General features: G+C 71.7%; 13 protein-coding genes. 7 read left to right on the top strand and 6 right to left on the bottom strand.

Translation table 11 applies throughout. From position 1 onward, the window contains the following. The first annotated feature begins 38 nt into the window (after window positions 1–38). From CA12_RS21880 to CA12_RS05705, 4 genes are all read left to right on the top strand, one after another. Window positions 39–203, top strand: coding sequence for a hypothetical protein (locus tag CA12_RS21880; protein ID WP_165700579.1), 165 nt, complete (start codon window positions 39–41; stop codon window positions 201–203). 1,148 nt (window positions 204–1,351) lie between these two features. Next, the gene (locus CA12_RS21875; RefSeq protein ID WP_165700578.1) at window positions 1,352–2,614 is read left to right on the top strand and encodes an IS110 family RNA-guided transposase; all 1,263 of its coding nucleotides are present in this window, start codon (window positions 1,352–1,354) and stop codon (window positions 2,612–2,614) included. Between the two features lie 610 nt (window positions 2,615–3,224). After that, window positions 3,225–4,997, top strand: coding sequence for a type I restriction-modification system subunit M (locus CA12_RS05710; RefSeq protein ID WP_145357910.1), 1,773 nt, complete (start codon window positions 3,225–3,227; stop codon window positions 4,995–4,997). Beyond that, entirely contained in the window at window positions 4,994–6,283 is a 1,290-nt protein-coding gene (locus tag CA12_RS05705) for a restriction endonuclease subunit S (protein ID WP_145357909.1), read from the top strand. The genes CA12_RS05710 and CA12_RS05705 overlap by 4 nt, the downstream gene beginning before the upstream one ends. Window positions 6,284–6,295: 12 nt before the next feature. Here the strand turns inward: CA12_RS05705 and CA12_RS05700 are convergent, their stop codons facing one another. Beyond that, a complete protein-coding gene (locus CA12_RS05700) occupies window positions 6,296–6,523 on the bottom strand; it encodes a DUF433 domain-containing protein (protein WP_145357908.1) in 228 nt (75 codons plus the stop codon). Between the two features lie 136 nt (window positions 6,524–6,659). Here CA12_RS05700 and CA12_RS05695 point away from each other — a divergent pair, with 136 nt between their 5' ends. The 3 genes from CA12_RS05695 (at window position 6,660) to CA12_RS05685 (ending at window position 11,989) form a co-directional block, all read left to right on the top strand. After that, window positions 6,660–7,469, top strand: a complete 810-nt coding sequence (locus CA12_RS05695) for a hypothetical protein (protein ID WP_145357907.1) — start codon at window positions 6,660–6,662, stop codon at window positions 7,467–7,469. Window positions 7,470–7,572: 103 nt separating this feature from the next. After that, window positions 7,573–10,698 carry a type I restriction endonuclease subunit R gene (locus tag CA12_RS05690; RefSeq protein ID WP_145357906.1) on the top strand — a complete coding sequence of 1,042 codons (3,126 nt, stop codon included), beginning with the start codon at window positions 7,573–7,575 and terminating at the stop codon, window positions 10,696–10,698. A 103-nt stretch (window positions 10,699–10,801) separates the two neighbouring features. Beyond that, window positions 10,802–11,989: an EVE domain-containing protein gene (locus CA12_RS05685; protein ID WP_145357905.1), complete on the top strand. Its 1,188-nt coding sequence runs from the start codon at window positions 10,802–10,804 to the stop codon at window positions 11,987–11,989. A gap of 24 nt (window positions 11,990–12,013) precedes the next feature. Here CA12_RS05685 and CA12_RS05680 read toward each other — a convergent pair whose 3' ends face one another. The 5 genes from CA12_RS05680 to CA12_RS05660 all read right to left on the bottom strand — a co-directional run bounded on the left by CA12_RS05680 (window position 12,014) and on the right by CA12_RS05660 (window position 26,567). Further along, window positions 12,014–18,355, bottom strand: a complete 6,342-nt coding sequence (locus CA12_RS05680) for a DUF4011 domain-containing protein (protein WP_145357904.1) — start codon at window positions 18,353–18,355, stop codon at window positions 12,014–12,016. A 246-nt stretch (window positions 18,356–18,601) separates the two neighbouring features. Beyond that, a complete protein-coding gene (locus tag CA12_RS23195) occupies window positions 18,602–19,177 on the bottom strand; it encodes a helicase-related protein (protein WP_390614137.1) in 576 nt (191 codons plus the stop codon). Between the two features lie 2,952 nt (window positions 19,178–22,129). Continuing rightward, window positions 22,130–23,251 (bottom strand): IS5 family transposase, encoded by a 1,122-nt coding sequence (locus tag CA12_RS05670; protein WP_207622153.1) that lies wholly within the window; start codon window positions 23,249–23,251, stop codon window positions 22,130–22,132. A 177-nt stretch (window positions 23,252–23,428) separates the two neighbouring features. Further along, window positions 23,429–25,282, bottom strand: a complete 1,854-nt coding sequence (locus CA12_RS05665; RefSeq protein ID WP_145357902.1) for a phospholipase D family protein — start codon at window positions 25,280–25,282, stop codon at window positions 23,429–23,431. Beyond that, a complete protein-coding gene (locus CA12_RS05660; protein WP_145357901.1) occupies window positions 25,275–26,567 on the bottom strand; it encodes a DUF6361 family protein in 1,293 nt (430 codons plus the stop codon). The genes CA12_RS05665 and CA12_RS05660 overlap by 8 nt, the downstream gene beginning before the upstream one ends. Between the last annotated feature and the right edge of the window lie 86 nt (window positions 26,568–26,653).

The following is a 26,653-nucleotide window of genomic DNA, read 5'->3' as shown; positions in this document are numbered from 1 at the left end:
CTCCCTCTGTTTCCCGTTCCCTTCGAAAGGGTTCCGATATGTATCGGTCCATCGCTCCCTCCGCCGTCCGCCCCGCCGTCGCCGTGCTGGCGGTCGTCCTGCCCCCTGCGGCCCGCATGCTGGGCCGCTCCGCGATCGCCCTGGCGGCGGTCGGTCTCGTCACTGGCCCCCTGGGCCGCGGCCTCCGCCGGCCGCGCCCCTAGGGGGATCCCTCACCCCCCGCGACCCGGCTCGGGCGCGGGGGGATTTTTTTAGCCTGTGGGAGCGGGGCACGCTCGGGGGAGGTCGGGCCGAGGGCGGCTTCCCGGGAAACGGTCGATTTGAGAGAGGAGGCCTCGAGATGTCCCGCCGACGGATGGCCGCTCCGGTGGCCGACCGGCCGCGGGAACCCATCAGCGGCGGCAAATACGTCAGGCCTGCAAAGTGGTGCGGTGCGCACGACGATTTCGCGAACGGCGGGAACGGCGGCGGGATGCCCCGAGACCCAATCCCAGGGGGCGAGTGGGCGCCCACTTCGGGCCGCCCCCGGGCCGCCGGCGGTCCCGCCGGATCGGTTTCCGCTCCCGGACTCGCCGCGACGGCGGTCGTCCGGTCGTCCGGACGCCCGGCTCGGCGACGTTCCCAGCGGGCGACGGGGGAGCGTCTTGGATCCGCGCGGGGTCCGCCTCCCTGGGGCGGGAGCCTTGGGGACGACCGACGCCCTCCCCGGAGCTCCCCGGGCGGGCTCACAGTGCGGCGACCGCCGCTGACCGATCCTCTCTCCATCTCCCCGAACCCCTGCGGCCGTCCCGGCCGGGGGGCGGTTGCGGTCTGTCCCGAACCCGCCGTGACCTGTGTTCGCTCCCCCGACCCGCGACCGAGGCTCCGATATGAATCGGTTTTCGTCCCCTCAGGAATCGTACGTCACGTCGCCGCGACGCTGCCGACCGTCCCGGTTCCCGCGGTCCGCGCCACCCGCCGACCGTCGGCCCCGGAGGCGAGCCCCGCCCCCGCGACCCTCGCGCGGACGCGGAGGTCTTTTTTAACGGGTATGAGGGTCTTCGATCGCGGCGTCCGCCCGGAAGCCGTTGATCGGACCTGTCGCCTCGGGTCTGCTGCCCGTCGCCGGGCCGCAGGCCGAGGTGCCCTCCTGATTCTCAACCCGTTCGACCACAGGTGGACGGTCGCCTCGGGGGCTGGCCGACGAAGGGTATGGGCTCCGAGCCCGCTTTTTCAACTGGCCACCCCGCGGCCCGCCCAGCTGGGCCCCGAGCCCGAAGAGGTAGCTGCCGAACCGCCCGTTTCGTCCGGGCCCGCCTCGGACGAACGCCGCCCGCCCACGCCGAACCCTCCTCAATCCGGGAGTCCGTCGATGATCAGATACGTGGGCGTCGACCTGCACAAGCACTTTGCGGAGGCGTGCGTGATCGACCGCACGGGCAAGGTGCTGGAACGACATCGGGTCGAGTGCCTCCGCGACGAGCTGACGGAGTTCGCCCGGAAGACGCTCAAGAAGACCGATCAGGTCGCGCTGGAGGCGACGACGAACACGTGGTCGGTGGTAGACCTGCTCCGCCCGCATGTGAAGCAGGTCGTCGTCGGGAACCCCGTAAAGGCCAAGGCGATCGCCGAGGCGAAGATCAAGACGGATAAGGTCGACGCCGAGACCCTCGCCCAACTGCTGCGGTGCGATTATCTGCCCGCGGTCTGGCAGCCGGACGCCGACACGCAAATGCGACGGGACCTGATGACCCACCGCACGGCGCTGACGTCGCGCCGGGGGCGGCACGCGAACCGGGTGCAGGCGATGCTCTCGCGCCTGATGTTGCGGCCGCCGATGAAGCGCCTGTGGACGAACGCCGGGGTGGCGTGGCTGGAGTCGCTGGAGCTCCACCCACACGACCGGATGCTGCTCGACAGCCACCTGCGGCAGTGGCGGCACGCCGGCGAGGAACTGGAGCGGGTCGACCGGCTCCTCGTCGAGATCGCCCGGGCGGATCCGCGGGTCCGCCTGCTGATGACGCTCCCGGGCGTCAGCCACGTCGTCGCCGTCGGACTGCCCGCCGCCCTCGGCCCGATCGAGCGGTTCAAGGACGGCAGCCACGCCGCCTCGTATCTGGGGTTGGCGCCTTCGACCCGGCAGTCGGGAAACAAGCGCTACCACGGCCGGATCACCAAGGTCGGCAACCCGCAGGCCCGGGGACTGCTGACGGAGGCGTGCCAGCACGTCGCCCGTCACCCCGGTCCGCTGGGGGCGTTCTACCAGCGGCTGGCGAAGCGGAAGCCGCGTCAGGCGGCGATCATGGCCTTGGCCCGGAAGCTCGTGACTGTCGCGCACCTGATGCTCAAGAACGACGAGCCGTACCGGTACGCTCAGCCGATGCTGATGGCGCGGAAGTTCACGAAGCTCGAACGGGCCTATCGCCCCGAGGAGTCAGGGAAGCCGCGGCCCGCCCGCGCCCGGGCCGCCCACGGACTGGCCGCGGTCTACGACGAGATCGACCTGCCGCCGACAACCGGGCCGGACGCCCTGGCGGGGGGCGAGCGAAAGATGCTCTTGAACAAGGGCCTCATGCGGTACGTCGAGGAGCTGTACGCCCCGCGGACGAAGAAGGTCGCTGATTCAGTCCCGTAGATCAGCCGCGACGATGACGATCGGGCCGTCCTGCGGGGCGGCCCGGCCGTCATTCTTTTAGATGTCAGGAACCCGCGTCGGACGCCGGTCGGTCACGGTTTGACCGATCGACCAACCATTTCGAATTCCGCTTTAAGGGCGGCGCCGTCCACTCTCTGCGCCGCCTCGGACCGAGAGTGAGAAGATCTCGCCGAAATCGGGACCGGAGACTGGAGACCCTCAGAGGTACCTGCCGCACCGCCGTCGCGGGGCGTCGGCCCCCGCGCCTCCGGTGTAGAAAAAAACGCGCAATCCCATGCCGCCGAGAAGGTTAGGCTCGAAACCGCACGGAATGCTCCAAAAACCGACCATCTGCGACGAGCGGTCCATACCCCCGCGGAGCCCGAGGGGGAGCCGACCGAGTGCCCCCCGCGGCCGGGCGCGGGAGCCAGGCGGGCGAGAGGGGGATGCGTTTCGTGAGAGTGCTGTACGGCCCGCGGACGGAGAAGACCTTCAACTCGGTCCCGTGCGCAGGCCGGTGCGGAGACGCCCGCACCCGGTTGCGGCCCCGGCGTCGGCGGCGGCACACTGCCCCGCCGCCCTCGTCATCTATTCCAGTGCACGGACGCCCATGGCCGAGTCGCAGAACCTGTCCGCCCTGATCTGGTCCGTCGCGGATCTGCTCCGCGGGGACTACAAGCAGAGCGAGTACGGGCGGGTCATCCTGCCGTTCACCGTGTTGCGGCGGCTGGACTGCGTGCTGGAGGCGACCAAGTCGGCCGTGCTGGCGGAGAAGGAGAAACGCGAGGCGGCCGGGCTGCCGGCGGAGCCGTTCCTGCGGAAGGCCAGCGGGTACGGGTTCTACAACGACTCCCCGCTGGACCTGCCGAAGGCCGCCGGGGACCAGGACAACATCGCCGAGAACCTGCACGACTACACGCAGGCCTTCAGCCCGGAGGTCCGCGACATCTTCGAGTGCTTCGAGTTCGCCGCCCAACTCGACCGGCTCGCGAAGGCCGACCTGCTGTATCTGGTCACCGACAAGTTCGCCAACGTCGACCTGCACCCGGACGTCGTGCCCAACGACAAGATGGGCCACGTCTTCGAGGAGCTGATCCGCCGGTTCGCCGAACTCTCCAACGAGACCGCCGGGGAGCACTTCACCCCCCGCGAGGTCATCGCCCTGATGGTGAACCTCCTGTTCACCGAGGACGACGACGTCCTCGCCCGGCCCGGCGTCGTCCGCACCCTCTACGACCCGACGGCCGGCACCGGCGGCATGCTCTCCACCGCCGAGGAGCGGCTGACCGACATGAACCCCGACGCCCGCTTGGTGCTCAGCGGGCAGGAGCTGAACGCGGAGTCCTACGCGATCTGCAAGGCGGACATGCTGATCAAGGGGCAGGACGTCGCCCGCATCAAGCACGGCAACACGCTCTCGGACGACGGCCATCCGGGCCAAGTGTTCGACTACATGCTCTCCAACCCGCCCTTCGGCGTGGAGTGGAAGAAGGTCCAGAAGGACGTCAAGAAGGAGCACAAAGACCGCGGCTTCGACGGCCGGTTCGGCCCCGGGCTGCCGCGGGTCTCGGACGGCTCGCTGCTGTTCCTCATGCACCTGATTTCGAAGATGCGGCCGGCGAAGGACGGCGGCAGCCGGCTGGCGATCGTGCTGAACGGGTCGCCGCTGTTCACCGGCGGGGCCGGCAGCGGGGAGAGCGAGATCCGCCGCCACATCCTCGAAAGCGACCTCCTCGAAGCGATCGTCGCCCTGCCGACGGACATGTTCTACAACACCGGCATCGCCACCTACGTCTGGGTGTTGTCGAACCGAAAAGCCCCGGAGCGAAAAGGAAAAGTCCAACTGATCGACGGCTCGCGGCTGTTCCGGAAGATGCGGAAGAGCCTCGGCAGCAAGCGGAAGGAGCTGGGCCCGGAGGACATCGCCGCGATCGTCCGCCTGCACGGCGACGGGGTCGAAGCCAGCGTGGCGGAGGTCGACGAGCACGGCCGGGCGTACGACCGCCCCGTCAGCCGCGTGTTCCGCAACGAGGCGTTCGGCTACCAGCAGATCACCGTGGAGCGGCCGGAGCGGGACGCGGCCGGGAACGTCGTGCGGCACAACGGCCGCAAGCAGAAGGGCGAGCCGAAGGCGGACAGTTCGCTGCGGGACACGGAGACAATCCCGCTGGACGCCGACCCGGAGGAGCACCTCGCCGCCGAGGTCCTGCCGCACGTCCCGGACGCGTGGGTGGACGACTCGAAGACGAAGATCGGCTACGAGATCCCCTTCAACCGGCACTTCTACGTGTTCCGCCCGCCGCGGGCGCTGGCGGCGATCGACGCGGAGTTGAAGATCGTCACCGACCGCATCGTCGCGATGATCGGGGGGCTGTCGGCGTGAGCCTGTCGCGATACGAGAGCTATAAGGACAGCGGCGTGGAGTGGCTGGGCGAGGTGCCGGCGGGGTGGGAGGTGATCCCGCCTAAACGGATCGTCAGCAGCAAGGCGGGAGGCACCCTGATCAAGGGGCAGTGTTCACCGGAGCCCGCTGACGATCTCGTGCCGGCCTTCAGTGCTTCCGGACAAGACGTGTGGGTCGAGGAGGCCGACTACAGCGGCGAGGGAATCGTGCTGAGTGCCGTGGGGGCTCTATGCGGTAAGACCTTTAAGGCGGACCGTGAATGGGGCGTGGTCGCAAATACACACTGCCTGTTCTGCGGACCGGACGCCGATCGCGACTTCTTCTGGTACGTGACCAACGTTCGCAACTGGTGGGTGATTGGCGGAACGGCCCAACCATTCGTGAAGGTCCGCGAGACGTTGGAACGCCCATGGGTCTTCCCGCCGAGAGACGAGCAAACGGCGATCGCGGCGTACCTCGACCGGGAGACGGGGAAGATTGATGGGTTAGTGGCGGAGCAGCGGCGGTTGATCGGGCTGCTGGCCGAAAAGCGGCGGGCGGCGATCTCGCGGGTGGTCACCCGCGGCCTCGACCCCGCCGCCCCCCGCAAACCCACCGGCGTCAACTGGCTCGGCGACGTGCCGGAGCATTGGCAGGTGCTTAAGCTAAGCCGCGTCGCAACAGAGTTCTGTGATGGCCCCTTCGGCTCCGGCCTGAAGTCCTCGCATTACGTCGAGGAAGGCGTGCGAGTAATACGACTCGGGAACATTCGCGACGGCGAGTTCGAACGGGAAAGTGAGGCGTTCATAGACCCAGACTACTATCGCGAAGGTCTCGGGGGCGGCCACGACGTGCGGGGCGGGGACCTTGTTGTTGCAGGTCTTGGAGACGCCAACCATCTGCTCGGGCGAGCTTGCGTCGCTCCGGCTGATCTCGGGCCTACGATGGTAAAGGCCGACTGCTTCCGTTTTCGCTTGGATGAGAGTTCGTCGGATGCCAAGTTCGTCTCCCTATGCCTCAATGTGTCCGCGAGTTACGACGCGGGACTATACGGAACGGGCACAACCCGGACTCGGATGAATCTATCCACCGTTGCCAATCGTCGAATCGTTCTGCCGCCGCTGTCGGAGCAGAAGGCTATAGCCGATCGCTGTGCGACAATCGCTACGACATTCGGCCAGATGGCCCGCGATGCCGAGTCCGCTGTCGCCCTGCTGCTCGAACGCCGCTCCGCCCTGATCTCCGCGGCCGTCACCGGCCAGATCGACGTCCGCGGCCTCGCCTGATCCGGCGTCCGGTCAGGCGGCCGCGGCAAGTTGCCGGCCGGTCCACTCCAATACCGCCCCGGCCTGTTCGGCGGTGACGGCGGGGAAGTGATCGCAGAAGTCCTCTACCCGGTAGCCCTTGCGGAGGTAGACGAACAGCGTGTCCACCGGCACCCGGGTGCCCGCGAACACCGGCATGCCGCCGAGGATCTCGGGATCGACCTGGATCACAGCGGAACCGGCGACTTCGGGGGCGGACATCGGCGGGCGGGGGCGAGGCGGCGGGGGCCGGCATCCTACCAGAGCCGGCGCCGGTCGCGGAGCGCCGCCCCGGCCGGCACACTGGCGGTCTCATCGCCCATCGCCTGACGTCCGCTGCCTGATGCCTGATACGAACATGCGACACCCGCTGAAAGCGGGGCAGGATCGCAAGAGTCGGATGCACGTCCTCGATCTGCTCGGGCGACCGGACCGGCGGGAGGCGCTGGACCAGCTCATCGAGACCACCGGCTTCCGGCTGGCGGACGAGCCGACGTTCCGTCCCCTCAGCCGTGAGGAGGACGACGCGGCCGAGTACGAACTGGAGCGGTACCTGCGGGAGTCGAACGGCCAGTTGCCGACGCTGGACGATGAATGGTGGTTTCCGAACCGCGACGACGGCGGGGCGGGCCCCGTGTGGGACCTGATCGCGACGCTCGCCCCGCTCCAGGAGGAACCGTCCCCCCGTCCGGCCCTACTGTTGGTCGAGGCGAAGGCCCACGTCGGCGAACTGAAGCACAAAGACCCTCAGAAGCCGCTTCCCCCGGACGCCTCGCCTGAGCGGATTAAGAACCGGCATTCAATCCTCGGCTGCATCAATGAAACGCAAATGCGGTTGAACCGTGCCCACCGCGGTCGAAAACGCCTGTCGACTGCCGACCGGTATCAGTTGATGAACCGCCTCGCCTACGCCTGCAAGATGGCGTCTGAGGGATGCGACGTCGTGTTGATGTACCTCGGCTTCCTCGGCGATCGCGGGATCAAAAAGGGCGAGTGGCTGCGGGACGACCGGCACTGGCAGCGGGCGGTCGGGGCGTACGTCCGCGGACGACTGCCCCAGTGGACGCTGGACCGCCCGTTGACGATCCAAGACCCCGGCAGCGAGAAGTCGGGGACTTTGTGGTTCATCGCCCGCTCTCTCCCGGTGACGCGGAACACCCCGTCTTGAGAAGGCCGCCGGCTGACCCGCGGCGGCCCCGCTCGCGGCCGGTCGGCCGCGGCGGCACACTGACGGACGCTCACAAGACTCCCGCCGCGAACGGGCCGCCGCCATGCCCGGCCTTCACACCGAACGCCCCTTCGAGGAGGAAGTCTGCGAGGCCCTCGCCGGCCGCGGGTGGCTCTACGGGCCCGACGCCTCGCCCCCCGACGACGGCTACGACCGCGAGCGGGCCCTGTTCCCCGCGGACGCGATTCGCTGGGTGCGGGACTCCAACCCCGACGCCTGGGCGGCCCTGCGGAAGAGCCACGGGGCCGCGGCGGAGGGCCGCGTGCTCGACCGGCTGCGGAAGTCGCTGGACGCCGCCGGCACGCTGACCGTGCTGCGGGAGGGGATCGAACTGGTCGGCCTGCGGGGGTCGCTGAAGATGGCACAGTTCAAGCCGGCCAGCGGCCTGAACCCCGCCATCGAGCAGCGGTACGAGCAGAACCGCCTGCGGGTCGTCCGGCAGGTGCGGTACAGCGTGAAGAACGGGAACAGCCTGGACCTCGTCCTGTTCCTCAACGGAATTCCCGTCGCCACGGCGGAACTGAAGACGGAGAACACCCAGTCGATCGACGACGCGGTCGACCAGTACAAGCTCGACCGCAACCCGCGGCCCAAGGGCGGCGCCCCGGAGCCGCTGCTGACCTTCCGCACCGGGCCCCCGGTGCACTTCGCCGTCAGCGGGGACCGGGCGAAGATGACCACCAAGCTGGCCGGCCCGGCGACGCGGTTCCTGCCCTTCGACCGCGGCGACGGCGGGGCCGCCGGCAACCCCCTCAACCCCCGCGGCCACCGCACGGCGTACCTGTGGGAGGAGGTCTGGGAGCGGGCGTCCTGGCTGGAGATCCTCGGGCGGTATCTCGTCGAGGAGAAGGACGCCAAGGGGGCCGTGAAGGCGGTCGTGTTCCCCCGCTACCACCAGCTCGACGCGACCCGCCGGCTGCGGGACGCCGTGCTGGCGGAGGGGCCGGGCCGGAAGTACCTGATCCAGCACTCGGCCGGGTCCGGCAAGACGAAGTCGATCGCCTGGACGGCCCACTTCCTCGCCGACCTGCACGACGCCGCCGACCGCAAGGTCTTCGACACGGTGATCGTGGTCTCGGACCGCAAGGTGATCGACACGCAGCTGCAGGCCCAGATCGAGGCGTTCGAGCGGAACCGCGGCGTGGTCGCCGTCGTGACCGGCAAGGGGGGCAGCAAGAGCGGCGAACTGGCCGACGCCTTGGGCGGCGGCAAGAAGATCGTCGTCTGCACGATCCAGACGTTCCCGTTCGCCCTCCAGAAGGTGCGAGAACTGGCCGCGGCCGGCGGCAAGACGTTCGCCGTGCTGGCCGACGAGGCCCACAGCAGCCAGTCCGGCGAGGCGGCCGGCAAGCTCAAGGAGATGCTCTCCGCGGCGGAGTGGGAGAAACTGAAGGCCGAGCACGCCGACGGCGAGCCGCTCGACACGGAGGAGATCCTCGCCGCCCAGATGGCCGCCCGGGCGGACGAGGCGGGGATCACCTACGTCGCCTTCACCGCCACGCCCAAGCCGAAGACGCTGGAGCTGTTCGGCCGCGTCCCGGACCCCGACGCCCCCGCCGGCCCCGGCAACACGCCGGAGCCGTTCCACGTCTACAGCATGCGGCAGGCGATCGAGGAGGGGTTCATCCTCGACGTGCTGCGGAACTACACGCCCTACAAGCTCGCCTTCCGCCTGGCCCACGAGGGCGTGGAGGTCGGGGAGGCGGAGGTCGACAAGGCCGCGGCGAAGAAGGGCCTGATGAAGTGGGTGCGGCTGCACGAGCACAACGTCGCCCAGAAGGTGAAGTTGGTCGTGGAGCACTACCGGGAGAACGTCCAGCCGCTGCTGGACGGGCGGGCCCGGGCGATGGTCGTGGTGGGCAGCCGGCTGGAGGCGGTCCGCTGGCAGCTGGCGATGCGGAAGTACATCGCGGAGCAGGGCTATGACCTGAAGACGCTGGTCGCCTTCTCCGGCGAGGTGCACGACCCGGACAGCGGGCCGGAGCCGTTCAAGGAGACGCAGGAGGTCCTCAACCCGGGCCTGAACGGCCGCGGCATCGCCAGGGCGTTCGACGACGGCCCGTACCGGCTGCTGATCGTCGCCAACAAGTTCCAGACCGGCTTCGACCAGCCGCTGCTGTGCGGCATGTACGTCGACCGCCGCCTCGCCGGCGTGCAGGCCGTGCAGACGCTCTCCCGGCTGAACCGCTGCCACCCCGGCAAGGAGGAGACGTACGTCCTCGACTTCGCCAACGAGCCCGAGGAGATCCTGAAGGAGTTCAAGAAGTACCACGCCACCGCGACGCTCTCGGACGTCACCGACCGCGAGCTGATCCTGGACCTGAAGGCGAAGCTCGACGGGCTGAACTACTACGACGAGCCCGAGGTCGACCGCGTGGTCCGGGTCATGACCGACCCGAAGAGCAAACAGAGTCAGCTGGAGGCGGCGCTGAACCCCGTCGCCGACCGCCTCTGCAAGCGGTTCAACGCCGCCCGCGACGACGCCCGGGCCGCGGCCGAGGCCGGCGACGCCGCCGCGGAGAAGGAGGCGAACGACGCGATGGCCGCCCTGTGGCAGTTCAAGGGCGATATGGCGACCTACGTGCGGGCCTACGGGTTCCTGTCGCAGATCGTGAACTTCGGCAACCCGGCGATCGAGGCCCGGTCGGTCTTCTTCCGGGCCCTGGAGCGGCAGCTGAAGTTCGGCCGGGAGCGGGAGGGCGTGGACCTCTCCGAGGTGCTGATGACCCACCACGCCCTGCGGAACATGGGCAAGCGGAACCTCGACCTCGGCGAGGGCGAGTCCCCGGCCCTGGACCCGATGACCGAGGCCGGCAGCGGCGCCGTGCGGGACAAGGAGAAGGTGGCGCTGGCGGCGCTGATCGAGCAGCTGAACTCTCTGTTCGGCGAGGACGCGACCGACGGCGACCAGCTGGCCTACGCCCGCACGCTGCGGGACAAGGCGCTGGAGTCCGACACCCTCCGCAAACAGGCCGGCAGCAACTCCAAGGAGCAGTTCGCCGAGTCGCCGGATCTCGACGACGAGCTGATGAAGGCGGTGATCGACAGCATGGACGTCCAGGCGGAGCTGGGGGCGAAGGCGGTCGGCTCCAAAGCGATCCGCGACGGTCTCCGACGTTTGCTCCTGGACCGGCTCGACCTCTACGAACGCCTGCGAACCGCGGCGTGAGGCGGATCTCTGATCGATGACCCTTCCGACCTATCATGTGCGTTGCGGGATCAGGGGAAACGCCCGACCGTCCCCCACCGCCTAACCCCAGAAGTACCGCTCGATGGCCTATTGGATCTTCAAATGTAACCCCAAATGGTATCGTCTCGAGGAGCGGCTCCGCGACCCCCGGGAGACGATCACGTGGAAGGTCTCGCGGACGCCGGAGGCCGTCGCGCCCGGCGACGTCGTCTTCCTGTGGCAGACCGGTCCTGACCGAGGCGTCCGCGCCGCAATGACGGTCGAGCGGGCGGCCGAGGAGCGGTCGGAGGACCCGGCGGAGAAAGCCTACTGGACCGAGCCGGAAGAGGAGGTGACGCCCCGCGTCGTCGCCCGCCTGACCCACCGCGGGTTCCACTTCCGATCCGAGGAACTCAAAGCCGTCCCGGGCCTGGAACGGCTGCCGGTGTTCCACGGCTTCCAGCAAAAGACCGTCTTCCCGGTCGACGACGAGGCCGGAGACCTGCTGCACGACAAGATCGTCGCTGCGACGGGCCGCGGCCCGCGTAACCCGCCGTGGACCCGCGACGAGTTGATCCTCGCGATGGATCTCTACGTCCGGAACGGGCGCAAGCACGTCCGCAAAAGCGACCCACGGGTGATCGAACTGAGCGAGACGGTGAACGCCCTACCGGTCTACCCGCCGGAGGTCCGGTCGGCGTCCTTCCGAAACCCGACAGGCGTGGCGATGAAGGTGTCGAACTTTCAGGCGTTCGACCCGGACTACGAGGGCGACGGCCTCCGCGCCGCCGGCGCCGCGACCGAAGCGGTATGGAGCGAGTTCTACCACCATCCGGACCGCCTCGCCGAAGCGGCGAACGCCGTGCGGGCGTTCGCGCAGGGATCGATGGCGGAACTGAACAACCCAGGCGGAGCGGCGGACGAGGACGAGGCGTGGACGGAGGGACGGCTTCAACGTCGCACGCACCTCCGGCGGGAGCGGCGGCCAGACCGTGTCCGCAAGAAAAAGGCCGCGGTCATGAAGGCGAAGGGGCGGCTGGCCTGCGAGGTGTGCGGGTTCGACTTCGCCGAGGAGTGGGGGAAGCCCGGCGTCGAGTTCGCCGAGTGCCACCACACCACGCCGGTCGCTGAACTGCATCCCGACCAGCCGGTCCGACTGGCCGACCTGGCGATCCTCTGCGCGAACTGTCATCGACTGATCCACCGGACGGCGAAGCCGGGGCCGATGTGGTCGGTCCCCGAGGCCGCCACGGAGTGGCGACGCCGCCATCCAGGGCAGGCGGTTACGTAGGACCTCGTCAGCGTCCCGGCCGGCTCATCCCGTGACTGACACCCGCCCGTCCCGTTCGATCGCGGCCCCGGACCTCAGGGCCCGGTCGACGGCGGCGTCGATGCCGTTGCGGATGCGGGGGCCGAGGCGTTGGAAGCCCAGCTCGCGGGCGACCAGCCGCAGCAGGTCCTCCCGCGGCGTCGCCCCGGCCCCGGCGAGGACGGCGGCGATTGTCTCCGCTATCGCCCCGGCCGGCACCTCGTCGATCGACCCGTAGCTCCGCCGCCGCCGCGACGGCTCGCCCGGCACGACCGTCGGCTCCGGCGGCGGCGGGTCGTCGGCGGGCGGGGCGGGAGCCGCGAAACCGGCCGGGCCGCGGACGGCGTCCTCGTAGGCCTTCAGCACGCGGGCGGTCTGGCGGGCGGGGTCGCGGACCCAGTCGGTCGACCAGACCCGCACGATCCGCCAGCCGAGGTTCTCCAGCACCGCCTGCCGGATGCGGTCGCGGTCGCGGGCCGTCGCCGAGGAGTGGTACGCCGCCCCGTCGCACTCGATCCCCAAACAGAACTCGCCGGGGCGATCGGGATGCCGTAGGGCCAGGTCGACCCGGTACCCGCCGCAGCCGACCTGCGGGACGGGCTCCAGGCCGTGCTCGGCGAGGGCCGCGGCGACGTCGGCCTCGAACGGACTGTCGAACCCCCGGCCGGTCGACTCCGCCGCCGCCGCGGAGTCCGCCAGCGCCGCCGGGCCGCGGGCGGCGAAGTCCAGGTAGCCCTTCAGCAGCTTCGCCCCGCGGGCGGCGGTCGGGGCGAGGTCGAAGTCCGCCGCCCGCACGCTGCTGACGACGGTCACCTCCGACCGGGCCCGCGTCACGGCGACGTTCAGCCGCCGGCCGCCGTTCGCTTTATTGAGCGGCCCGAAGTTCTTGTAGAACTTGCCGGCCGGGTTAAATCCGTACGCGACCGACAGCAGGATCGCGTCCCGCTCGTCCCCCTGCACGGTTTCCAGGTTCTTCACGAATAGCGTCTCCCGGCCCGGCGTGCCGTCGGGTCCCAGCCCGGCCTCGGCGGCGTGAAGCAGGGCGTCGACGGCGGGGTCTTCTTTGCGGCGAACGTAGAGGGCGTCCTCGATCGCCCCCTGCTGGCCCTGGTTGAAGGCGATGACGCCCAGCGAGACGTCCGGCCGCCTGCGCACGTGCTCGACGACCAGGTCTGCGACGCGGTCCGCCTCCGCGAGGTTGCGGCCGTGATCCCAGACACCGCCTTCGACGAACTCGTGCCGCACCGCCGGGGCCGCGGCGGGGGCCTCGCCGTCGGCCCGCTCGGCGGCGTCGGCGGCGGCCGGGAAGGTGACCAGCTCCCCGTCGTAGAAGTGGGCGTTGGAAAAGGCGATCAGCGCCTCCCGCCGGCTGCGGTAGTGCCACCGCAGGCCGACGTTCGGCATTCCGGTCGCTTTGCAGACGGACAGGATGCTCTCATAGTCGGTCAGGTCCTCCGCCTCCGACTCCTCCTCCTCGGCGCCGTCGTCCGGGCCGACGACGGACTTGGTGAAGAAGTTCGTGGGCGGCAGCTGCTTCTCGTCGCCGGCGATGATCAGCTGGGAGCCGCGGAAGATCGCCCCGACGGCGTCCCACGGGAACACCTGGGAGGCCTCGTCGAAGACCACCAGGTCGAACCGCAGCCGGTCGCTCTTCAGGTACGTGCTGACGGCCAGCGGGCTCATCATCAGACAGGGTTTGAGCTTCAGCAGGACGCCGGCGGTCTCCTCGAACAAACGCCGCAGGGGGAGGTGCTTCCGCTTCTTGTTCGCCTCCCGGACCAGCACGCCCAACTCGCTGCCGCCGAGGTCCCCCAGCGACCCGGCGAAGCCGTCCGGACGGGGCCGGTCGTCGCGGCCGAGCTGCGTCTCCCGCACCCGGGCCGCGGCGAGTTCGAACTCCCGCCGGTCGAGCGAGCGGAAGCGGGCGCGGGTCCGTTCGTGGTCCTCCAGGTCGAAGTCGTGCAGCGGCGCCGCGTCCTCTGCCCAGGCGTCCAGCAGGCCGCGGAGGAACCGGGCCTCCACGACGGCGGCGGCCTCTTCGGGGCGGTACTCGCCGGCCCGCAGTTCGGTCGCGACGGCCTTCAGGCCGAGGTCCGCCAGCGTGCGGCGCCACCGCGTGAACGCCAGCCAGCGGTCCAGCTCCGGCAGCCTGCCCGGCAGGGCCGCGAACCGCTCCGCCGCCTCGCCCAGCGGCAGGTCGCGGAAGGAGGAGCCGGGCGGTACGTCGGAGACCTCCGCCTTGGCGTCGAAGACCGTCTCGCGGAACCAGTCCCAGGACGCCTTCAACTCCGGGGGGAGGGCCTGAGGCAGTTCCGCCGCGGCGTGGGCCGCGGCCTCCCGCACCGCCGGGTCGCCTGCGGCGGCTCTCAGCAGCGGGGTGAGTTCGTCCGCCCCGCACCGCTCCGCCAGCCAGCGGGCGGGGGCCTCGTGCGACTCCTCCGGGTCCGGCGTGCCGACCACCGCCAGGGTGGCGGCCGACTCCGCGGCGTCGGCCAGCGCCGCCCGCAGGTCGGAGACCGCGGCGAGATCGTCGGGGAGCCGGTCGACCGGCGGGTCGCCGTCGGCGGCGAGCGCGTCGGCGACCGCGGTCAGGTCGGCGTGAACCCCGGCGGTCCGGGCGAGGAAGCCCTCGCCCGCCTCCCGCAGAACGGCCGGCGGGTCGCCCGCGGCGCCGACGGGGGCCGCCGCCGTCGCCGCGGCCAGTTCGTCCGCGGCCGCCGCGAGCCGATCGGCCGCCCCGCCCAACGCGGCAGGGTCGGGGCCGGCGGCGAGCGCCGTCCGCACCTCGGCGTCGCTCAGGCCCGCCGCCCGCAGCCCCGCGGCGGCCCGCACGCCCGCGGCGACCCGCTCCCAGGCGGCGGGGTCGAGCGGGTCGGCGCCCTCCGCGAGCACGCCGGCGTTCGCCCCGGCGAGTTCCTCCAGCGCCCCGCCGGCCGTCGCGAACCGTTCGGACGCCCGCAGGTCGTCCAGCGCGGCGGCGACGGACGGGTCGCCGCCGGTGCGGAGCGGGCCGACCGCCCCGAGCAGCGCCCGACAGGCCGTCGCCGCCTCGCCGATCTCCCGAACCTCCGCGGCGACGGCGGCGATCAGGATCTCTTCGGGAAACAGCCCCCGGCCGGCGGCGTCCAGATCGGCGAGGACGGCGGTCGTCTTTGCGGCGGCCTCGGCGACGGCGGCCGGGTCGGACGACGCCGCGACCGCGGCGTCCGGACGGACGGCGGCGACCCGGTCCGCCGCGGCGAGGGACCCCGCCAACTCCCGCCACCCGGTCGCCTCGGCGCCGGCGAACCCGTCCGGCAGGACGCCGGCGTGCTCCGCGGCGAGTGCCGCGGCGTCGCCGGTGCGAGCGTGATAGGCCCGCAGCTTCGCCAGGTCGGACAGCAGCGCCTTCGTCGCCGGCGGCTCCCCGGAGTACAGGTCGGCGACCTCCCGCCGGAACGCCCCGAACCCGCCGAACAGCCGCTTGAAGAAGGACTCGAACGGCACCGCCCGCGTCGCCAGCTCCGCGGCGGAGGGCCGGAACGCCCGGTGCGACAGTCGGTCCGCCAGCCCCTCGCGGATCGCCGCGGCGCCCTCCAGGTCGGCGGCGGCCTCCTCGGCGACGGTCCGTAAACGGACTCGTTCCGCCGCCGGCGTCCACAGCGCCGGCCCCGCGGACGCGGCGTCCGCCGCGACGGTCCTCGCCTCCGCGACCGTCGGCGTCCATTCGCCCGGCCCCCAGACCGCGCCGCCCAACGCGGAGCCGGCGTCGGCCAGCATCTCGGCCGCCGCCCCGGCCCGGGCGCCGCGGGCCGCCAGCACGGCAAGGGCGTCGTCGGTGCCGACCGGGGCGTGCGGTCCGGCGGCCTCCCACGCGGCGGCCGCCGCCCCCGGGTCCCCCGCGGCCTCCAGGAACGCCGCGATCCGCTCCCGGGCGACTCGGCCGTCCAGCGCCCCCGCCGCGGAGTCGCGGGCGGCGATCGACGCTCGGGCCGTCCCGACCAGCGTCGACAGCTCCTCGGCCCGCACCAAGTCGAGCCACGCGGCCCGCACCGGCAGGGCGGTCGCCGCGTCCCCCGCGGCGGCGGCCAGGTCCGTCAGCGCCGCGGCGGACAATTCCGGCGAGACGCCGACCTGCAGCGCCCCCGCGAGGTCCTTCGTCGCTGCCGTCGTCTCGTCGACCGCCGCGATCAGCGCCGCCGCCCGCTCCCGTCGTCCGTTCGCTTCCGCCAAGCGGGTTCGCACCGTGGTCGGGGCGGGATCGCCGAACGGCTCGGCCGTCGCGTCCAGCTCGACGGTCCTGCGGACGGCGTCGTCCGGGAAGCGGTCGGCGACGTCCGCCTCGTAGTCGGTCAGCCGGGACCGGGCGGCACCCGCCGCGGCGTCGGCGGAGCGGCGGGACAGGACCGCGGCCGCGGCGGCCGCGGGGTCGGCGTCCGGGGCGACCCAGCCGGCCGGAACGGGCGTCGCCGCGGCCGCTTCCTTGAGCCGCGGGAAGACCGCGTTCACCGTCGCCCGGGAGGGGGCGGGGATCAGGCCCCGCTCGACCAGCGGGGCGAACGCCGCGGCGGCCCGCCCGAACGCCGTCGCCAGCGTGCCGCAGCGCCGCCCCAGGTCGTCCGCCAACCCCAGCGGGTTCGTCGTCAGCCGCGTGCCCCGCCACGGGTGCGAATCGAAGCGGGCGAGCACGTCCGCGTGCTCGGGGGCCCGGCCGACCGCCTCCAGCAGACCGACGAGCGTTTCCCGGTCGGTCCCGGCGGGGTCCTCCGGCGCCCACCGCGTCTTGCCGGCCGCCCCGGTCCGGGCCAGTTCGGCCAGCCGGCCGTGCACCTCGAACGCCGACCGCCCCAGCGGCCCGCGGGGCTCGTGCAGCGCCCGCACGTAGCGGTTCAGCCGGTCCCGCCGGCGGCGGAGTTCGGACAGTTCGTCGGCGGCGTCCGGGTACCGCTCTGCCGGCAGGTTTAGGCAGCGGCCGAGTTCCTCGACGACGTCCCGCCGGTTCGCCTTGTCCGAGTGGCAGGCGAGCACGAAGTCGCCCAGCCCCTTCGCGTCCAGCCGGGCCTTCACCACGTCCAGCGCCGCGACCTTCTCGCTGACGAACAACACCGTGCGGCCGGCGCCCAGGGCGTCGGCGATCACGTTGGCGATCGTCTGGCTTTTGCCGGTGCCCGGCGGACCGTCCAGCACGAAGCTGACCCCCGCCCGGGCCGCGGCGATCGCCCGCAGCTGCGTGCTGTCGCAGTCGAGGATCGCGGCCACCTCGCCGGGGGCGAACGTCTCGTCCAGTTCGTTCGCCTCCGGTACGTTCCGCACCGGACCGAACGCCGCCCCGCGGGACTCCGTGCCGCCGGCGATCGTGCGGCAAAGCGGGTGGGCGGCCAGTTCCTTCGCGTGGTCGCCGAGGTCCCGCCACATGGCGATCTTGGGGAACGCGAACCGCCCGACGGCGGCCCGCTCCTCCACGCCCCAGCGGTCGTCGGCCAGCCGCGAGGCCGCGGCGGCGACCGTCTCCGCGATCGCGGCGAAGTACGCGGCCAGTGCCCCCTCCTCCTCCAACTCGCCCACCTCCGGCAGCGGGGGCAGGTCGATCCCAAACTCTCCCCGCAGGCGCTCCCGCAGGCAGTCGTTCCCGAGGGCCTCGTCCTCCGCCTCGACCAGCGACCACGGGGCCCCCGTTGCCGCCCGCGACAGCCCCGCCGGGACGAGCACGAGCGGGCTGAGCCGGGCCTCCTCGCTGTCCTTCGACTCGTACCACCGCAGGAACCCAAAGACGGCGTAGACCGAATGCACGCCCTGCTCGGACAGCGACAGCTTGGCGTGCCCCTCCAGCGTCCGCAGCCGCCCGTCCAGCTTCTTGTCCGACAGGCCCGTCAGCAGGTCGTCCGGGCCGAGGGCCGCGAGACAGTCCTCGATGGACGGCTCCGGGGCGTCGTCGCCGTCGGACGCGGGGGCCGCGTCGCCGGCCCGCCGCGTTGCGGACTTATCGAACAGCGACTTCGTCGGGTGCGGGTCGAACAGCCCGTCGTCCGACAGTTCGTCGCCCGTCTCGTCCTCGGCCGATCTGGCCTCGGACCCGAACGGGTCGGCGGGCGGGTCGGCCAAGTCCCGCTTCCACGGGAACCTCATCGGAGATTCGCCGGCCGCTGAGTCCGCCGCGAACCGCCGCCAGACCGCGTCCGGGCTCGGGGCGAGTAGCTCGACCACCCCGCGGGACGGGGAGAAGGAACAGTTGATCAGCGGGTTGCGGTTGCTGATCTCGAGGAGCTTCTCCCGCCACCGGCCGATCGCTCGCGTGATGGGGTCGGCGTCCGCCGCTCCCGGGGCGTTCTCCTTTGGACGGTCCTCGGGGGCGGTTGCGACTTCGTACACCTGCGAGAGCCGGGGGGGACTGGGGACGGGGAGATTTCACCGCCGCGCCGCCCGCGGTCGCAAGGCGTCGCGGGCCGCGGCGGATCGTGAAGAACGGGCGGTTTCCTTCTGAAGCGAAAACCCGCCCCCGCTGGTCCCGCCGAACGCTCTGCGCCGTCCCGTCTGGTCGTCGCGACGACCGACTATGCAGGTCGATCCGCTGTTGCCGCCGCGGACCGAATCGCGGATCAAGCCGAATCGCTCTCTCTACGCCCCGCCCGGCCGCGGGAAGTTGAACGGGCTCAGGTCGATCAGCAGGGCCCGGCGGACTTCGTCAAGTTGCTCCGGCATGAAGGCCCCGCGGAGGCGGTCGGCGAGGGCGGCTTGGCCGGGCTGGCCGAAGGCGAGGCGGTAGACGGCCAGGGTCTCCAGCAGGGACGCCAGCTTCTCGCGGTCGCGGCTGTAGGGCAGGAGCAGGACGAGCCGCTCGATCTTCCCCCGTCCGGAGCCGTCGCCCTCCAGGTGCCACCGCGGGACCAGGTCGCTGGCGTCTACGGCCCGCTCGGATTTGGCGGCGATCGCGAAAAGCCGCTCCCAGGCGTCGCCGCCGGCCCGGTCCGCGGGGGTCAGCCGCGAGCCGTAGCGGTCGGCGGCCTGCGTCCGGACGGAGTGGCTCTCGTACCGGTTCACCCGCCCCTCGCGCTGCTCCAGGTCGATCGGGTTCGCCGGCAGGTTCCAGTGAACGACCTTGCGGCAGTACCGGTGGAAGTCGAGCCCCTCCTGGCCGACGGAGGTCGTGGCCAGCAAGAACGGGCGGAACGGCGAGTTGAAGCTCCGCCGCACCGTCGTCACCCGGTCCAGCCCGGCCGCGGCCTCGAGCCGCTGGTTCCCCGAAGTCCACCGCGACGTGGCACCGCAGATCCCGCTTCCGGCTGGCGAGGAAGCCGGCGAGGTCGTCCACCTCGATCGTCGTCGCCTTGATGGTCGCGGCCTCCGCGATCCGGTCGGCGGCCTCCGCCGCCGAGTCGCACTCGTCCCGCAGCAGGTGGGCGTACTCGTCCAAGACCGCCTGGAGGCAGCCGTCGGCGCAGTACCGGAGCGTTTTCGCCCAGTGCGGCTCCTCGGCGTGTTCGGCCCCGACGGCGATCCGCACCGCGGCCACCGCCTCCGGCCGGTTGAAGATCGTCAGCAACCGCCGGGACGCGGCACAGGCGGCGTCGCAGCGGCCTGGATCGCCCGGCCCGCCCCGGTCGCCCGGCCCCCCGTCCGGGAAGAACCGACGCAGCGTGCGGAGCAGGGCGACCGCCGGGGAGGCCACGGCCGCCCGCCCGAGCGTCTCGAACAGGTCGGGCGGGACCGGGCCGAGCTTCAGGGCGGACGGGTCGCCCGCGAAGGCCCGGGCGAGCAGGCGGACGTGGTCCGCGTAGGCGCTGTCGGCGGCCTCGCCGTCCGCCCCCGGGTCCGCCGCGCGGGCCGGCAGCCACGCATCCACGACCGACCGCCGGTCGACGTCGCCGGCGTCCATCAAGACCGGGGCGGCCCAATACCACCGCTCCGCGGCCCCCGTCGGGTCGGCGAGGTCCGCCAGCCCCAGCGCGTCGAACCGGGCGCGGCAGACCACGGCGGCGGCGGCTTCCAAGCCGGCGGCGGTCGCGCCGGCGGGCGCCGCGGCGGGGTCGACGGCGTCGGCGAGCGTCGGCGACGGGTAGGTCAGGACGAAGTTCGTCATGTGGGCCGGCTCGCCGGCGGCCCGGGTGAACACGAGCTGCGGGGCGGGCTGGGGGCGGTCCGAGGCGTTCCGGAAGTAGCTCCGCTCGCCGAGTTCCCGCGGAGTACGGGATCGCGGGTCGCCCACGGTGCGCCGCTCCGCCTCGTAGGAGAGCAGCGAGGCGACCGCCCGCGGGACCATCCGCCAGCCGGAGAACAGCAGCGTCTTGGTGAACCCCTCGGCCGCCGCGAACGGCCCGCCGAGCGGGTGGTACGGCAGGCTCGGGGGGACCCAGAGCAGCAGCTCGGCGGGCCGGGGCAGGGCCTCCCGGGTCAGCGCCGCCAACCGGCCGTGGTCCGCCGGGCAGTCCGGAGCCTCTCCCGGCGACGGCCCGTAGGCGTCGATCCGGTCCAGGTCGAGCCACGCCGGGCCGCTCTCCTGCAGGGCCGCCGCGACGCCCGGGTCAGCCTTCAGGGCGGACAGCCGCTTCTTGAGCTGGTAGCCGTCGGCGAAGGAGAGGACGTGCGGGGCGGATTTGCAGAACTCGACCGGCGCGTGGAGGGAACCCGCCGGCCGCCGCCCCGCCGCGTTCACCGCCTGCGCCACGTGATCCGCCGCGAGGAAGCCCCGCACGTCCCCCCCGGTCAATTCCGCCCCCGAGCCTTCCTCTCGCCAGCGGTCGCGGACCATCGCGTCGCCCCGCTGCGAGACGCTCAGCCGCTCCGTTCGGCACATCACCATCCGCAATACGGACTCGACCGCCTCGCGGTGCGTCGGGTCGATCGCCCCGTCGCCGGGCCGCAGCGTAAGCAACTGCGTGCGTAGGGCCTCCTGCTCCTGTTTGTATCGCGCGAGCCGTCCGTCTTCAGTACTTCGAAACAGGAATCGCAGCACGGCCCGGAACTCCCGGAGGTGCTCATCGCCGGTCTCGCCGGCGTCGGCCCCGGTGAACGCCTTGAACGGCGTCGCCGAGAGCAGCAGGACCTCCGCCTTCGGCCGCCCGAACACCGCCCTGGCGATGCGGCCGGCCTCGGAGTCGTCGTCGCCGTCGATCAGGGCCTTGAACCGCTGGAACTCGTCGAGGACGTACACGTCGGCGTCCAAGTAGTCGAGGCACGCCTCCGCCAGTTCCGCCCGCAGCGGCCCGACGAGATCCCACGAACTGTCCCGGAACTCGTCGAGGTTCTCCGCCGTCTGGCGGCAGGCGCTCTCGCGGACGGCCTCGTACAGCGTCGCGTCCGCGGTGAGTTCGAGTTCTCGGACGAGCCGGTCCGTGCGGCGGGCGGGCGTCGACCGCAGGCGGGCCAAGTAGCGGTCGGCCAGCCCAGGCCGCAGCCGCGGCCCCTCGTGCTTCGCCCGCCGCTCCTCCAGGTGGGCGGCCCAGTCGGCAGCCGGCTGGCGGACGCCGCCGCGGAGCAGGCAGGCCAGTCCTTGCCGGACCTCGGCGAGATCCGGGTCGCACGCCAGCAGGGCGTACAGGATCTTCCGCTCCCCCTGCTCGCCGGGGGAGTTGCCGACGTCGAACGACGTGCCCGGGGTCAGGGAGGTGAGCCGCAGCGGCTCGGCGGCTTCGGCCTCCGACGTCAGGGCGAGATACGCGATCCGGCCGGCCTCCTCCGGCGGGGCGGCCCGGTCCGGCAGCACATCGAGCTTGCGGAGGTTCTCCCGGCCGATGACCTGGTTCGACGCCACGTACACGACCCGCAGCGGCGTCGGGTCGCCCTCCCGCCGGCGCTTCTCCAGCAGCCGGGCGATCAGGCCCATCGCGACGATCGTCTTCCCGAGCCCGACCTCGTCGGCGACCAGCATCCGCGGCCGGTCCTCCGTCACGAGCCGGCGGTAGACCGCGTCGACCGTCGCCCGCTGGAAGTCCGTGAGCATCCCTAGCAGGCTGCTGAAAAACAGTGCCGTTTATCGGCGGGACGAACAGCGATAGTTCGCCGTCGAGGCGAACGAGCTCGGCTTGTCCATCGATCCGTTTTGCCGAGGCGGATCGGCCCGCCCGGACTTGCCGGCGGGCTCCGAACGAGCCCCGTTCAGAGCGAAACGAAGGTCGTCCGCGGTGGCCGCCGAATTGATCACGTCGATCACGTCGGCCTGAGTTTTTGGATGCGAATCAGGTTATAAGCCGCCGCGGAGAGCTCCAGCTGTTGCCGGAGTTTCCAGCGGCCGACGTGCCGGCTGCGACCGAGGCCCGCGATCGTCTTGAGCCAGCCGAACCCCTCCTCCACTTTCTTTCGGACCCGCTGCGAGACGGCGTATTCCGCGGTCGCGAGTCTCGCTTTCATTCGCAGGCGCGCTTCGATCTTCTCCCGCCGATCGCTGCGGGCGGTCTTCGGGTCCGCCGGCTCGGCGTCGCGCATCGCCACGTGCGGGACGATTCGACGCGATTCAAGCTTCAACAGCAGCGGCCCGCTGTCGTATCCCTTATCCGCTCCGAGCGTCTTGGGCGAGCGGCCGCGCTTCCGCCGATAGCGGTCGAGCAGCTCGATCGTCGCCTCGGATTCGGCCGTGCCGTTGGCTTCGGTCACGGCCACCTCCATGATCAGACCGTTGCGGTTCTCCGCGAGCGAGTGGCCCAGATGAGCCAGCAGCGCCGGCTTGCCCGGCCCCTTGCAGTACAGCCTGGCCTCGGGATCGGTGCGGCTGCGATGCGTGGCGTTGGTCCGCTTCCGACCGTGAAAGTCTACCTCGGCGTTTCGGCTCTTAAAGCCGGCGCCGTCTTGCTCGTTCTGGTCGTCGTCGACCGACCCGATCGGCCGAAAGCTCTTGGTCGAGGCCATCGACTCGATCATCGTGCCGTCGACGCTGAAGTGATCGTCGCTGCACAGTCCCGCGGCGATCGCCTCGGACACGACAGCCTCGAAGAACGCCGCGGCCAGGCCGTGCTCCTCAAGCCGCGTTCGATTATGGGTGAACGCGGTGGCGTCGAAGGCGTCCTCGGCCGGGTCCATGTCGAGAAACCAGCGGAACAGCAGATCCGTGTCGATCCGCTCGACCAGTTGCCGCTCGCTGCGAACGGAGTAGATCGCCATGAGCAGCAACGCTTTAAGCAGTCGTTCGGGCGGCACGCCGGGCCGGCCGGTGCGGCTGTAGGCCGCCGAGAACCGCTCGTTCAAGCCGGCCAGGATCGCGTCGACCCGCTTCTTCAGGGGACGCAGCGGGTGATCCGGCCGAATCCGGCTCTCCAGATCGATCGAGAAAAACATCTTCGGCTGGCGGTCGGCTTGTCCACGCATCGCAGCGCCTCGGCTCGGGAAACGAGGCTCCGAAGCTAGCGCGAACGAGCCGCCGCCGCGAGCGAGTTTTTCAGCAGCCTGCTAGGGCCCGGCCGATCCCTTCGGCCAGCCGCCCGTCGGCGTCCCCGCTCGGTGTCATGACGGCGTTCACGGGGCGTCCTCCGGCGCGGCCCCGCCGTCTGGGAGGGCCGCGCGGAACGACCGCCAGAACGCGAGGAACGTCTCCGGCACGACGGGCCCGCCCGGACCCTCCCCGGGGGCGCCGTCGTCGGCGTCGCACAGCTCCTTGATCACCGCGTCGATCTCCTTCAGCCGCCCGGGGCGGCGGGAGGCCGTCACCAGCAGCCGCTCCAGGATCGGCGCCTGCCGGTCCCGCGGGCTGCCGTCGGCGTCCCCGGCGGTCGACCCGTCGCGGCGACGGTCGTCGGCCGGGGGCTTCTCGAACTCCTCGGCCAGCAGGAAGCGGAGGTACTCGAGGAATCCCCCGGCGTCGCCGACCACCCCGCGGACGATCACCCCGACCCGGCCCTCCGGCAGGCCGGTCACATCGATCTTTTTCAGGAACGACCGCAGCGGCTCCCCGTCGCGAGCGATCTCGAACTCGAGGAACCGGCTGAGGTGTCCCTCCGTGACGTTCTCGAACCGCAGGTCGACCCGCGGCTCCCGCCCCAACGGCCGGCGTTTCAGGCCGGAGTTGAACGCCCCGACGGACACGTCCATCCCGTCCAGCGGCAGCCGGTCCGCCCCGATCAGCGTCAGCTCCAGGTCGTAGTTCGCCCCGTTCGCCGACCGGACGACCGCCGCCCGGGCCACCTCCAGCGATTCGAGCAGGTCGAACTCCAGCCGCCGCACCGCCCGCTCGGCCGCGGCGTCCCCCTCGGCGGCGGCGGGTTCCTCCGGCGGGGCGAACTCCTCGAACGCCCCGCCGGCCCGGTCCGGGCCCAGCATTTCGTCCAGCAGGCGGTCGATCCCGACCGCCTCGCCGGAGCCCCGCAGTTCCAGCAGGAACTCGACGTTCTTCTCCAACGCGGCCTTCGTCGCGTTCGCCGACCCGAGGAACCACCGGCTGGCCCGGCCGTGGGTGTGGTAGACGAACAGCTTGGCGTGGAGCTCCTGCCGAGCCGCTTCGCCCCCGCCGTCCTCCGCGTCGTCCCGCGACTCGCCCTCGACTACCAAGTCGGAGAGCGCGTAGGCCTGAAGTCCCGCCAGGGCGGCCGCCGGCAGGCGCCGCAGTTCCTCCGTCCGCCCGAACAGTCGCCGATCGCCGGTCACGTTCCGCCGCAGCCCGTCGAGGGCGTGTTCGTGGACGAACGGCGAGATGCAGAGGACCCGCTCGCCCCGCTGCCGCCCGACCGGGTTCCGCGAAGAGCCGCCGATCCCGATCGGGTGGAAGCGAACGGCGTGGAACCCCTTCGGCGGCGCGAACCGCACCCGGGCCAAGTCGTCCAGAAATGCGTCGGCGCCTTCGAAAGTCTTCCGGCCGGCGAGGTACCGGACGAAGTCGACGAGCGGGGCGTTCCACTTCTCCGGCTTCTCGCCGACCTCCCCCTCCAAGGTCGCGGCGAGGTCCCAGCTCCGTTCCGCAGTCAGGTTGCGGCTCAGCACGAGCAGCCGGTACCGCGTCGGACCGCCCTCCCCCTCGAACTGCAGGACCCAAACCTTCGGGTGGAACGAGGCGAACGGTCCGGCCGTCGGGACGCCGACGACGCAGTCCTCCAGCAGCCCGTACAGCCGGTTCTGACGCGGCGGGACCTTCACCCGCCCCCGCTGGTGGTAGACGCGGAGGACGCCGGCGCTGCGGCGGATCGCGTCGAGCAGCTGGACTCGCTCCCCGCCGCCGGTCCCCTCCAGCGTCTGCGCGAAGAACAGGGCGACGGGCACCGACAGCAGCGTGTCCAAGTCCAGCGAGTACGTCGCCGCGACCGCCCGGGCGAGGGCGTAGCCGTCCGGCGGGACGAGCTGCTCGCCGTAGTCGACGCGGTGTTTGCGGAGGTCAAGCACCGGCCGGCTCCGCCCGGGCCAGTCCGTCGTCGACGTCGCGGACCATCGTTCGGGCCTGCGGCAGCCGGTACTCCAGCCGGTCGATCCCGACCCAGTCGTCGACGCGGCCGTCCGCTCCCTCCCGCAGGCGGGCCCGCGGGCCCTTGTTCAGCCGCTCCTGCCGGGAGACGAGGGCGTCGAGTGCGGCCTCGTCCGCCCCAGCCCGCACGGCCCGGATCCACTGCGTCACGAAAGTTCGGGTGAACGGCTTCACCGCCCGCTTCGCGCGGGCCGCGGCCTCCCACAGGCGGTCGGTCTCCCAGCGGTCCCAGGGGAACTCGTCCAAGCCGGCCCGCCACGCGGCCCAACGGGCCTCCGCCTCGTCGCGGGTCTCCGGCGTGCCCTTCGGCTGGAGCAGGACGTTGTAGCGGACGTGGGCCCCCTCCAGCAGCCGCCAGAAGTCCCCGGCGGTCCGCAGGTCCCGCCGCAGGTCGGCCGGCAGTGGGTCTGTGAAGGCCGGCTCGTCGTACAGGTCGGCGAACCGAAGATCGGCGAGCGGCCCGAGAAAAGTCTCGCGGAGCGCGTCGTCCAGCATCAGGCGGCCGAGCAGGCTCTCCGGGACCCGCGTCTCGATCTGCCGCTTGAGAAGTCCGGCCTCGGCCGCGGTCAGGTCTAGGCGGACGGAGGCGATCCAGCCCTCATCGTCGTCCTCCCGGTCGGCGACGAGCACCCGCGGCTCGTGGGCGTCCGCCCCGCCATCGTCCGGATCGTTCTGATCCGTCGCCGTCAGCAGGTCGCCGATCTCCCGGAGCGGGTCCGCGAACGTCCGCACGAACTCTGCCAGGGACCGGTCGGACCGGACCAGGCCGAACGTCCGCAGGCCGTTCCAGTAGACCGCCGACGGCTTCCGCTGAGCGTCGCGGTCCCGGCCGTAGAACTTCGACCCGACGATTCCCAGTCGGGTGTAGTCCTCCCCGTCCCCGGAGTGGTTCCGGCAGAGGCTCTCCATCACGTCCCGCTCCCGCTCCGGCAGGTATCCTGCCAGCGGTGTCTTGCCCCGCTCCCGCCGCGACAGGCCCTCGTACTCCTTCAGAATGCGGGGGACCGTCAGGAAGTACTTCGCCCGGGTCTGGATCGTGGACAGTCCGGGAAACAGTAAGTCAGAGAACGAGTCCCGGATCGACCCGATCCCCAGCTCGTCCAGCACCGACGCCCCGCCCAGCAGGTCGAGCACGGACCGCACCCGATCCCGGTGCTCCGAGGAGAAATCCACCCAGCCGATCGCGGACCGCATCGGACGACTCATCGGCGGGCGTTCGGGACGAGAAGCGGGAGGGGTCGGCGGAGTCGTGGGGGCGGACGCCGGCGGGAAGTCATCGTCCCCGCAGACGG

The sequence above is a fragment of the Alienimonas californiensis genome, assembly GCF_007743815.1.
Taxonomy (GTDB): domain Bacteria; phylum Planctomycetota; class Planctomycetia; order Planctomycetales; family Planctomycetaceae; genus Alienimonas; species Alienimonas californiensis.
This window is presented reverse-complemented; position numbering and strand designations above follow the sequence as displayed.